Origin of the sequence: Phenylobacterium sp. (assembly GCF_004799395.1) — a bacterium.
Taxonomy (GTDB): domain Bacteria; phylum Pseudomonadota; class Alphaproteobacteria; order Caulobacterales; family Caulobacteraceae; genus Phenylobacterium.
Genome location: NZ_SSMZ01000030.1, coordinates 1 through 10,864, shown reverse-complemented (window position 1 = coordinate 10,864; position 10,864 = coordinate 1). Strand labels below are relative to the sequence as shown.

The following is a 10,864-nucleotide window of genomic DNA, read 5'->3' as shown; positions in this document are numbered from 1 at the left end:
TTCCTTGCGCCCATTCCTCGCGCCCATTCCTTGCGCGGGGACCCGCCGCCCGCTAGGCGGGGCCATGGCCTCAGCCCTGCAAGCCGCCTACGACGCCCGGATCGCCGCGGGTGAAATCCGACCCGACCCGGCCCAGGCGGCGGGCTTGGCGGCGCTGCTGCGCCTTGAGGCCGACTTCGCTGAGGCGCCGGCCAACGGCGGGCTGAAGGGACTGTTCCGCAAGCCGGAGGCGCAGCGCGGCGTCTACCTTTGGGGGCCCGTCGGGCGCGGCAAGTCGATGCTCATGGACCTCTTCTACGAGACAGTGCCGCTCGCGAGCAGGCGCCGCACCCACTTCCACGTTTTCATGGGCGAGGTCCACCGGGCCATCGGCGAGTGGCGCGCGGGCGACGCGGCGCAGCGCAAGGCTCGCTTCGGCCAGCACAAGGGCGATGACCCGATCGTACCCGTCGCCGACCGCGTGGCCGAGGCCGCGCGGCTGATCTGCTTCGACGAGTTCCAGGTCACCGATATCGCGGATGCGATGATCCTGGGCCGGCTGTTCGAGGCCTTGTTCGCCCGCGGCGTGACGCTGGTCGCCACCTCGAACCGGGCGCCCGATGCGCTCTACAAGGACGGCATCAACCGCCAGCTGTTCCTGCCGTTCATCGGTCTGCTCAAGCAACGCCTGGAAGTGGTCAGCGTCGCCGGAGCCCACGACTACCGACTCGACCGGCTGCGCGCGGCGGGGACATGGTTCTCGCCCAACGACCCCGACAATCAGCGGTCCTTTGCGGCCCTGTGGCGCGACATGCTGGACGGCGGCGAGGAGACCGGCGCAACGTTGGAGGTGCTGGGCCGCAAGATCACCCTGCCGCACGCGCTGGGCGGCCAGGTCAGGGCGAGCTTCGCCAGCCTCTGCGCGGTGGCGCTCGGCCCCAACGACTATGTGGCGCTCGCCGAACGCTTCCACACCATCTTCCTGGAGGACGTGCCGCAACTGACGCCGTCGCGGCGCGAGGAGGCGCGTCGGTTCGTGATCCTGATCGACGCTCTCTACGAGGCCCGCGCCAAGCTGATCGTGCTGGCCGAGGCTCAGCCGGCGCAACTCTACCCGGCCGGCGACGGCGTCTTCGAGTTCGAGCGCACGGCCTCGCGCCTGGAGGAGATGCGCTCGGCGGACTGGCTTGCCGACAGCTCGCCGACAGCCTGACGGCGCTTCAACCCTGCGTGGAGCGGGTATCGTCGCCAATGTCATCGGCTTATGTGAATCTTATAGGGCGAGGAGCCCTTACAGGGGCGACCTTCTAGTCATGGTTGTGAGGGAAAGCGCCCGGCTGGTCGATTTTTCGCGCCATTAGGGCTCGTTGTTAACGATGCGATAAGCGCGCGGGGGTCCAGTGGCCGGGCAGTCGCGCCAGCGACGCTGCGAGCCCAGAATGGGCCAGTTTCACCATTCCCCGCGCGCGTCGATACAGGATCTCCCATGTTCGAGTATGTGCCCGCCACGATGGCTGGGTCAGCGACGCCGCCGCCCGTCAGGCTCGCGAAGAGCCTGGGGCTGGCCTTCCTCGGCCGCACCATCTTTGAAAGCGTGCGACTGGCGGAGGTCTGGGGGCCGCTCAGCCAACGCTTCCTCGCCGATCCGGGGGACTCCGGCGCGCTCTTTGACTTGGCGACCCTTGTGCAGATGCGAGGCGACCGCGAGAAGAGCTTGGAGCTGCAGGCCTCCGCCATCGAGCAGTGCCGCATCTACCGCACGACGCACGGCGCCGGCACGGGTCCGAAGATCCTGGCCTTCATGTCGCCGGGCGACTTCATGACCAACACGCCGATCGACTTCCTGCTGGAAGGCTCGGATGCCGAACTGACCATCTTCTTCATCGACGGGACTCTGCCGGAGCCCGACGAGGCGCCGGAACACGACATCGCTTTCCTGGCCATCGGCCAAGCCGATGACGACTCGGCGGCGCTCGCCAAGCTGCACGGCGCCTTCGCCGCCTGGCCGCGTCCGGTGGTCAATGGGCGGCCCGAGCTGATCGCCGCGCTCAGCCGCGACGGGGTCGCCGACCGCTTCCAGGGCCATCCCCAGATCCTCTGCCCGCCAACCCGGCGGGTTGAGCGCGCGACCCTGGCCGCCGTCGGCGCGGGCGACCTCGCCCTTGAGGCCCTGCATGCCGGTATGGGCTTTCCGCTGATCGTGCGTCCCATCGGCTCCCATGCCGGCAAGGGCCTGGAGAAGGTGGCCACGCCCGCCGAACTGGCCGTCTATGTCGAGGGCCATACCGCCGAGGCCTTCTTCGTCGCCTCTTTCTTCGACTACGCCGGCGCCGACGGCCTCTATCGCAAGCTGCGGGTCGTGTTCATCGACGGCAAGCCCTTCATCGCCCACATGGCTGTCTCCGCCCGCTGGATGGTGCACTATCTGAACGCCGACATGGTCGACCCCGCCAACCGGCAGGAAGAGGCGCAGATGATGGCGACCTTCGACGAGGGCTTCGCCGCGCGCCACGCCGCCGCCTTCGAGGCGCTCGCCGGCGCCTTCGGCCTCGACTATTTCGGCATCGACTGCGCCGAGACCACGGATGGGCGTTTGGTGGTGTTCGAAGCCGACGTCGCGATGATCGTCCATGCCATGGATTCGGCCGAGGTCTATCCCTACAAGAAGCCCGCCATGGCCAAGCTGTTTGCCGCCTTTGTCGCGGCCATGTCGCCGGCCGCCCGCCGCGGCCTCCTGGCCGCCTAGCTGTCTAGGGCCGCAGGCTCTCCACCAGCGCTTGGGCGTAGGGGCGAAGCGCCTCCCCGGCGCGCACCACGATAGCCAGCTCGCGGATCGCCCAGTCGTCGCTCAGGTCGACGATGGCGAGCGCCATGGTCTTGGCCGCCCGCGCCGCCGTGGTCGCCGGCACGACGCCGACGCCCACACCGCATTCCACCATCCGGCAGACCGCGTCGAAGCTGCGAAGCTGCACCCGCAGCCGCAGCGGCCGTCCTTCGCGGGACGCCTTGCCGGCCAGGAACCGCTGCAGCGAGGCTGCCCGATCGAGGCCCACGAGGTCGTAGTCCAGGACGTCGGCGAACCGGACACTGGGCCGGCCCGCCAACGGATGGTCGACGGGCGCAACCACGACAAAGCGGTCGGAGCGGAAGGGGTAGGTGGCCAGGGCGCCCACATTCACCGTGCCGGCCACGATCCCCACGTCGGCAGCGCCCTCGGCGACCAGACCCACGATCTCGTCGGACAGCCGCTCCTCAAGGTCGACGCTGACGTGAGGGTGGGCCGCGAGGAAGGACGAGAGCGCCTCGGGCAGGAATTCGGTCAGTGCGTTGGTGTTGGCCAACAACCGCACCTCGCCGCTGACCCCGCCGGCGAAAGCGCTGAGGTCCTCGCGCAGCTGGGCGCTCTGGGCCAGCATGGCGCGGGCGTGCTTCAGCAGCGTGCGGCCGGCTTCTGTGGGGGTGACTCCCTGGCGAGATCGGATCAGCAATGGCGCGCCGAGCGCCTCCTCCATCCCGCGGATGCGCGTCGAGGCCGCCGCCAAAGCCAGCGCGCTCCGCGTCGCGCCGGCGGTGATCGAGCCGGCGTCAGCCACATCGCAGAATAGCCGCAGGTCTGTGAGATCGAAGCGCATCCTTCGCCTTTCGCGAAGCAAGATTACAGGAAAGACGCATTGTCTCGCCACCCGTGATCCTCGATGCTTCGCTCTTTGCGAACCAAGATCGGGACACAGTCCGATGCGCTCATGCCGTTTCCGTTGCGTCGTCCGGCCCATCGGTCCGTACTTCGCCGAGCCGTCGGGCCTGGCCTCCGGACCCTTCGTTGACACCCCCCGCGCGGCGCTTAAAAGCGGGGACGCCTTGGGACGGGAAGAGAGCGGGTCAGACGCATGACGGAAGCCTCCAGCACGCCGCGCGAGCGGCCGGTTTCGCCGCATCTGGTCACCGGGGGCTTGGGCTCGCCGCCGCTCTGGCGCTGGCACATCACCATGTGGACCTCGATCCTGCACCGGGCGACCGGCGTGGCGCTGTATGTAGGCGCGCTGATCGCCGCGGTCTGGGCGATCGCCCTGGCAGAGGGGCCGGACGCCTACGCCCTGTTCAAGAGCCTGCTGGGCTCGATCCCGGGCAAGGTGGTGATGTTCGGCTTGACGGTCTGCGTCTTCTACCACCTGGCCAACGGCGTGCGGCACCTGGTCTGGGACACCGGCCACGGCCTGGATGTGAAGTCGGCCAACGCAAGCGCTATCGTGGTCTTCGCTTTCGCCGCCGCCGCGACGCTGGCGATCTGGGGCATCGCCGGCATGACGGGAGCGCTCTGATGGTCAGCTATCGCACGCCGCTCGGTCGCGCCCGCGGCCTCGGCTCCGCCAAGCATGGCGCCGGCCACTGGGTTTCGGAGCGCATCAGCTCCATCGCCCTGGTCCCGCTGGTGATCTGGGCGGTCTATGGCGTCCTGCGCCTGGCCGCCGGCGACTATGGCTTCGCCGTTCACTGGGTCCAGCAGCCGTTGAACGCGACACTCTTGGTGCTGACGCTGGCCATCAGCTTCTGGCACATGCAGTCGGGCATGCGCGTCGTCGTCGAGGATTACATCCACAAGGCGCTGACCAAGAGCGCGCTGCTGCTCCTGAACCTCTTCGTCTGCGGCCTGGCCGGCGCGCTGGCGATCTTCTCGATCCTCAAGGTCGCGCTGGGAGGCGCCTGAGATCAACCATGGCGACCTACAATTTCATCGATCACAAGTATGACGTCGTCGTCGTGGGCGCCGGCGGGTCCGGCCTGCGCGCGGCGCTGGGCTGCGCCGCGGCGGGGCTGAAGACGGCCTGCATCTCCAAGGTCTTCCCGACCCGCTCGCACACGGTCGCGGCGCAAGGCGGCATCTCGGCCAGCCTCGGCAACATGGGCGAGGACGACTGGCGCTGGCACATGTACGACACCGTCAAAGGATCGGACTGGCTGGGCGACCAGGACGCCATCGAATACCTCGTCCGCAACGCGCCCGCCGCGGTCTATGAGCTGGAGCACTGGGGCGTGCCGTTCTCCCGGACGGCCGAGGGCAAGATCTACCAGCGCGCCTTCGGCGGCATGACCCGCAACTTCGGCGAGGCGCCGATCCAGCGCACCTGCGCGGCGGCCGACCGCACCGGCCACGCCATGCTGCACACCATGTACGGCCAGGCGTTGGCGAAGAAGACCGAGTTCTTCATCGAGTACTTCGCCCTGGACCTGATCATGGACGAAGGCGTCTGCCGCGGCGTCACGGCTTGGAAGCTGGACGACGGCACGCTGCACCGCTTCCAGGCCCAGCAGGTGATCCTGGCCACCGGCGGCTATGGCCGCGCCTACTTCTCCTGCACCAGCGCCCACACCTGCACCGGCGACGGCGGCGGCATGGCGTTGCGCGCCGGCCTGCCGCTGCAGGACATGGAGTTCGTGCAGTTCCATCCCACCGGCATCTACGGTTCGGGCTGCCTGATAACCGAGGGCGCGCGGGGCGAGGGCGGCTACCTCACCAATTCCGAGGGCGAGCGGTTCATGGAGCGCTATGCGCCGACCGTGAAGGACCTGGCGCCCCGCGACATGGTCAGCCGCGCCATGACCATCGAGATCCGCGAAGGGCGCGGGGTCGGTCCGAAGAAGGACCACATCAACCTGCACCTCGACCACCTCGACCCCAAGGTGCTGCACGAACGCCTGCCGGGCATCTCGGAGAGCGCCCGCATCTTCGCCGGCGTCGACGTCACCAAGGAGCCGATCCCAGTGCTCCCGACGGTCCACTACAACATGGGCGGGGTGCCCACGAACTTCTACTCCGAGGTGGTCACGCGCCTCGGCAAGGACCCCGACAAGGTGGTGCCCGGCCTGATGGCGGTGGGCGAGGCGGCCTGTGTCTCCGTGCACGGAGCAAATCGCCTGGGCTCCAACTCGCTGATCGACCTGGTGGTGTTCGGCCGTTCGGCGGCGTTGCGCTGCGCCGAGACCATTAAGGCCGGCGCGACCCAGGTCGAGCTGAAGCCGTCGATGACCGATGGGCATTTGGCCCGCTTCGACCGCCTGAGGAACGCCAACGGCAAGACCTCGACGGCGGCGCTCCGGCTGGAAATGCAACAGGCCATGCAGGAGGACGCCGCGGTGTTCCGGACCGGCTCAAGCCTGATCTCGGGCGTGAAGCGCCTGGAAGTGGTCCAGAAGAAGCGCAAGGACCTAGCCATCGCCGATCGCGGGATGATCTGGAACACCGACCTGATGGAGACCCTGGAACTCGACAACCTGATCGGCCAGGCGGTCGTCACCGTGGTCGGCGCCAACACCCGCGAGGAGAGCCGCGGGGCTCATGCGCGCGAGGACTTCGCCAACCGGAACGACAAGGTCTGGATGAAACACACCCTCGCTTGGTTCGATGACGCAACGGGCAAGGTCAAAATCGACTACCGGCCGGTGCATGACTACACCATGACCAACGACATCGCCCCGATCCCTCCCAAAGCCCGGGTGTATTGAGGCGACGATGGACGGCGGCCAGCCAGGTCTGGAGACGCGACCGGCCATCGGCTGGTTCCATTCGCTGACCCTGCCGGGCGGCGAGACGACGGCGGGCGAAAAGCCGGCGGCGGTGCTGGCGGCCGAGGCGGACGTGGTCTTCAAGCACAGCGTCGCCGGCAAGCGGGTGCTGGATATCGGCGCCTGGGACGGCTTCTTCAGCTTCGAGGCCGAGCGGCGGGGCGCGGCCCATGTGCTGGCCACCGACCACTTCTGCTGGTCGGGCTCGGGCTGGGGGACGAAGGCGGGGTTCGACTACGCCCACGGCCGGCTGGGCTCGCGCGTGGCGAGCCTGGACATCGACGTGCCGCGGATCGCGCCGGAGACGGTGGGGATGCACGACGTGGTGCTATTCCTGGGCGTGCTCTACCACGTGAAGGACCCGTTGGCGGCCCTGGAGCGGGCGGCCTCGGCCGCGGGCGAAATGCTCGTCGTGGAGACAGCCACGGCGCTCGACCGCCTGCCCTGGCCCGTGGCGCGGTACTATCCGGGCGCCGAGCTGAACAACGACGCCACCAACTTCTGGGCGCCAAACCGCAGGTGCCTCGAGGGGATGGCCCGCGACCTGGGCTTCACGCGCATCGAGATGACCGGCCATCCCGCCACCCGGCCGCACTGGCGCCGGCCGGATCTCTACTGGAAGCACAACCGGGTGTTCATGCATGCTTGGCGCTGACCCCAGGCCCCTAGTGCGCGACACCGACGCCGACTGGCGCGAGCTCGGCCAGACGCAGCCCTATTGGGCGGTGCTGAGCCATCCGGACTTCCGCAGCGAGGGCCTGACGCCGGAAAAGGTCGAGGAGTTCTACGCCTCCGGCCCCTTCCACATCGGTCCGATCGCCGAGGCGCTGAAGGCCTTGACCGGCAAACTGCCCTCCGGCCGGGCGCTCGACTTCGGTTGCGGCGTGGGCCGGCTGGCCGAGGCCATGCTGGCCTATGCCCACGAGGTGACCGGCGCCGACATCTCGCCCGGCATGCTTGAGTTGGCCCGCGCCCGGGGCAGCCGGGTCACCTACGCCGACAAGATCCCCGAGGGCCCTTTCGACTGGATCAACAGCTTCATCGTCTTCCAGCACATCCCGCCGGAGCGCGGGGAGCAGATCATCGAGGAGTTGCTGGGCAAGCTCGCGGTCGGTGGCATGGTCAGCCTGCAGCTCACCGTCTGGCGCGACAAGAACCGTGAGTGGCCCAAGGAGGAGGCTGAAGCCACCGTCCGTGGCTTCTTCCGCAAGAAGATCAAGGGCGACCGGCTGATGAGCCTGCCGGTGGGCCATATCCACATGTACGACTACGACCTCTCGCAGGTCGTGCGACTCCTGAACCTGGCCGGGATTGAGGAGATCCGCCTGGTCTCCACCAATCACGACGGCCACCACGGCTTCATCATCCTCGGGCAGAAGACTGCCCCCACGACCCCTGCCTAGGAACGTCCCATGGTCGAACTCGTCCTGCCGAAGAACTCCCGCGTCACCAAGGGCAAGCATCATCCCGCCCCGGCCGGCGCCAAGAAGGCCAAGACCTTCCGCGTCTACCGCTACGACCCCGAAGGCAACGAGAACCCGCGCTGGGACACCTACGACGTGGATGTCGAACACTGCGGGCCGATGGTCCTGGACGCGCTGATCTACATCAAGAACGAGATCGACCCGACGCTCAGCTTCCGCCGGTCCTGCCGCGAAGGCGTCTGCGGCTCCTGCGCCATGAACATCGGCGGCCGCAACACGCTCGCGTGCACCCACGGCTGGGAGGAGGTGCCAGGCAAGGATGTGCAGATCAGCCCTCTGCCGCACATGCCGGTGATCAAGGACCTGGTGCCGGACCTGACCCAGTTCTACGCACAGTACGCCTCCATTGAGCCCTGGCTGCACACCGAAACCCCGGAGCCGCAGAAGGAGTGGCTTCAGAGCCCGGAAGACCGCGAGAAGCTCGATGGGCTCTACGAGTGCATCCTCTGCGCCTGCTGCACGACCTCGTGCCCGAGCTACTGGTGGAACCAGGACAAGTACCTGGGCCCGGCCACCCTGTTGCAGTCCTACCGCTGGCTGATCGACTCCAGGGACGAGGCCACAGGCGAGCGGCTGGACGCGCTGGAGGACCCCTTCAAGCTCTACCGCTGCCACACGATCATGAACTGCGCCCAGGTCTGCCCCAAGGGGCTGAACCCGGCCAAGGCCATTGCCGAAGTGAAGAAGATGCTGGTGGAACGCGTCGTCTGACATCGGACAGAAATGCGGGCGTCGGAAAAACGAGGGGGTGAGCTAAGCAGGGGGATTATCATTGCGTAAAATCACGGGTCTGCGGTTCGCCGCGGCGTTGATGCTGGCAGGTGCGCCGGCGGTCGGAATGCTGGCCGCGCCGGCGCCCGCCCGGGCCCAGAGCGACAGCGTGGCGGGGCGGTTCACCGGCTTCCTCGACCAGGAGTTCGAGCAGGAGGTGGCCCAGAAGCCGCAACTCGCCACCTCCCTGGGCCGCAAGGAGGGCATGGACCGGCTGAACGACATCAGCGACGCGGCCCAGCTCAAGCTTCTCGAGTGGCGGCGCGGCAGCGTCGCGCGGATGAAGGCGCAGTTCGACCGCGCCAAGCTCCCGCCGGCCTCTCAGGCCAGCTACGACATGTGGGCCCTGGAGCTGGACCGGGCCGAGCTCAGCTACAAGTTCCGGCGCTACCAGCCGCCGTTCTATTCCTTCCTCTACTCGGTCCACTCCGAGCTGCCGAACTTCCTGATCAACACCCATGTGGCGACCGACGCGGCCGCCATGCGGGCCTACAACGCCCGCCTGCTGGCGATCGGCCCGGTGCTGGACACCGCCATTGCGCAGAGCCGCCTGTCGACAGCGGCGGGGATCAACGCGCCGAAATTCGAGATCGAGCGGGTGATCGCCGGATCGAAGACGATGATCACCGGCCAGCCGTTCGACGGAGGCGGCGCGGACTCGCCCCTGTGGGCCGACGCCAAGGCCAAGGTCGCCAAGCTGAAGGCCGCCGGCAAGGTCTCCGACGCCGAGGCCGACGCCCTGCTGGCCAACGCGCGCGCGGGCGTGCTGAGCCTCAAGGCGCCCTACGAGCGGGTGATCGCCTGGGCGCAGGGCGAGCTGCCGAAGGCTCCGTCGGGACGCACCGGCGCGGTCTCGCTGCCGGGCGGCCTGGACTGGTACGCCGCGGCGCTGAAGCTGAACACCACCACCGACCTGACCCCGGAACAGGTTTACCAACTGGGCCTTTCGGAGGTCACCCGCATCCAGAAGGAGCAGGATGCGCTGGCCCAGAAGGCCGGCTTCAAGGACCGCCAGGCCTACTATGACGAACGCGCGCGGCTCTTCCCGCCGACGCCCTGGACCGACGCGATCCGCGCCGACTACCTGCGCCGCTACAACGCCGCCGTCGCGAACAACCGCAGCCTGCTGCCGGCCTTCTTCGGCAACCTGCCCGTCTACAAGGCCGAGGTGGTCCGGGAGCCCTCGTTCAGCGAGGTCGCCGGCGGCGCCGCCCACGCCTCGGGCCCGAGCCCTGACGGCGCACGGCCGGGCCGGGTCTATATCCACATGCTGGGGGTCACCGACGACCCGGCCAACATCACCGACCTGATGTGCCACGAAGGCATCCCCGGCCACGTGCTGCAGGGCGACATCCAGGTGCGCCAGAAGGGCAATCCCAAGTTCCGCTCCGCCTACCGCTACGTGGCCTATGGCGAGGGCTGGGCCCTCTACACCGAGGCGCTGTGTAAGGAGATGGGCGCCTATCCGGATGTGGCGTCCGACTTCTTCCGGCTCGACGCCGAACTGTTCCGCGCCGCGCGCCTGGTCACCGACACCGGCATCCATGCCAAGGGTTGGACCGAGGATCAGGCTGTCGACTACATGATCAAGACCGGCCGCCGGCCGCCCAACCAGGCCCGCTCGGAAGTGCGCCGCTATATCACCCTTCCGGGCCAGGCGACGGGCTACAAGATCGGCATGCTCAAGATCATGGAGTTGCGCCACAAGGCCGAGCGCGAGCTGGGGCCGAGATTCGATATCAAGGCCTACGACGACCTGGTGGTCGGTGAGGGCTCCGTGCCTCTGACGGTGCTGGAGCACAGCGTCGACGATTGGATCGCCCGCCAGAAGCAGGCCGGATGACCCTAAGCTTCAACGGAACGATGCTCATGAACCGCACGCTCGCCGCCGCCCTCGGGCTCACCCTCATGGCTGCGCCCGCCGGCGCCGTCCTGGCCTTCGCCGGCCCCGCCGCGGCCCAGTCGCCGTCCGCGGCCCAGGTCAGCGAGGGCGCGCGCCTGACCGCCTTCCTCGACAGCGAATACGCCCAGGCGATGAAGTTCAGCCCGCAGCAGTCCAGCTCCTTCGG

The 10,864-nt window shown here is 68.3% G+C and carries 10 protein-coding genes and 1 pseudogene; 10 read left to right on the top strand and 1 reads right to left on the bottom strand.

The features are described 5' to 3' along the window. Window positions 1–64 precede the first annotated feature (64 nt). Window positions 65–1,192, top strand: coding sequence for a cell division protein ZapE (gene zapE / locus E8A12_RS02505; RefSeq protein WP_293366180.1), 1,128 nt, complete (start codon window positions 65–67; stop codon window positions 1,190–1,192). 273 nt (window positions 1,193–1,465) lie between these two features. Beyond that, window positions 1,466–2,725, top strand: coding sequence for a hypothetical protein (locus E8A12_RS02500; RefSeq protein ID WP_293366179.1), 1,260 nt, complete (start codon window positions 1,466–1,468; stop codon window positions 2,723–2,725). A gap of 4 nt (window positions 2,726–2,729) precedes the next feature. On the opposite strand, the gene E8A12_RS02495 is transcribed toward E8A12_RS02500, so the two are convergent. After that, window positions 2,730–3,611, bottom strand: a complete 882-nt coding sequence (locus E8A12_RS02495) for a LysR substrate-binding domain-containing protein (RefSeq protein ID WP_293366178.1) — start codon at window positions 3,609–3,611, stop codon at window positions 2,730–2,732. Window positions 3,612–3,866: 255 nt separating this feature from the next. Here E8A12_RS02495 and sdhC point away from each other — a divergent pair, with 255 nt between their 5' ends. The 8 genes and pseudogenes from sdhC to E8A12_RS02455 all read left to right on the top strand — a co-directional run. Continuing rightward, window positions 3,867–4,298, top strand: a complete 432-nt coding sequence (gene sdhC / locus E8A12_RS02490) for a succinate dehydrogenase, cytochrome b556 subunit (RefSeq protein WP_293366177.1) — start codon at window positions 3,867–3,869, stop codon at window positions 4,296–4,298. Beyond that, window positions 4,298–4,684, top strand: coding sequence for a succinate dehydrogenase, hydrophobic membrane anchor protein (gene sdhD / locus E8A12_RS02485; protein ID WP_293366176.1), 387 nt, complete (start codon window positions 4,298–4,300; stop codon window positions 4,682–4,684). Before sdhC ends, sdhD begins: the two co-directional genes overlap by 1 nt. A gap of 8 nt (window positions 4,685–4,692) precedes the next feature. After that, complete coding sequence (gene sdhA / locus E8A12_RS02480) at window positions 4,693–6,480, top strand: succinate dehydrogenase flavoprotein subunit (RefSeq protein WP_293366175.1); 1,788 nt, start codon at window positions 4,693–4,695, stop codon at window positions 6,478–6,480. Between the two features lie 7 nt (window positions 6,481–6,487). Then, window positions 6,488–7,195 carry a methyltransferase domain-containing protein gene (locus tag E8A12_RS02475; RefSeq protein ID WP_293366174.1) on the top strand — a complete coding sequence of 236 codons (708 nt, stop codon included), beginning with the start codon at window positions 6,488–6,490 and terminating at the stop codon, window positions 7,193–7,195. After that, entirely contained in the window at window positions 7,182–7,943 is a 762-nt protein-coding gene (locus E8A12_RS02470; protein WP_293366173.1) for a class I SAM-dependent methyltransferase, read from the top strand. Before E8A12_RS02475 ends, E8A12_RS02470 begins: the two co-directional genes overlap by 14 nt. Before the next feature lie 9 nt (window positions 7,944–7,952). After that, entirely contained in the window at window positions 7,953–8,735 is a 783-nt protein-coding gene (locus E8A12_RS02465) for a succinate dehydrogenase iron-sulfur subunit (RefSeq protein WP_293366172.1), read from the top strand. A 61-nt stretch (window positions 8,736–8,796) separates the two neighbouring features. Next, on the top strand, window positions 8,797–10,638 hold the full coding sequence (locus tag E8A12_RS02460) for a DUF885 domain-containing protein (protein ID WP_293366171.1): 1,842 nt from the start codon (window positions 8,797–8,799) through the stop codon (window positions 10,636–10,638). A 26-nt stretch (window positions 10,639–10,664) separates the two neighbouring features. Then, window positions 10,665–10,864, top strand: a pseudogene (locus tag E8A12_RS02455) (DUF885 domain-containing protein); the annotation flags it as partial.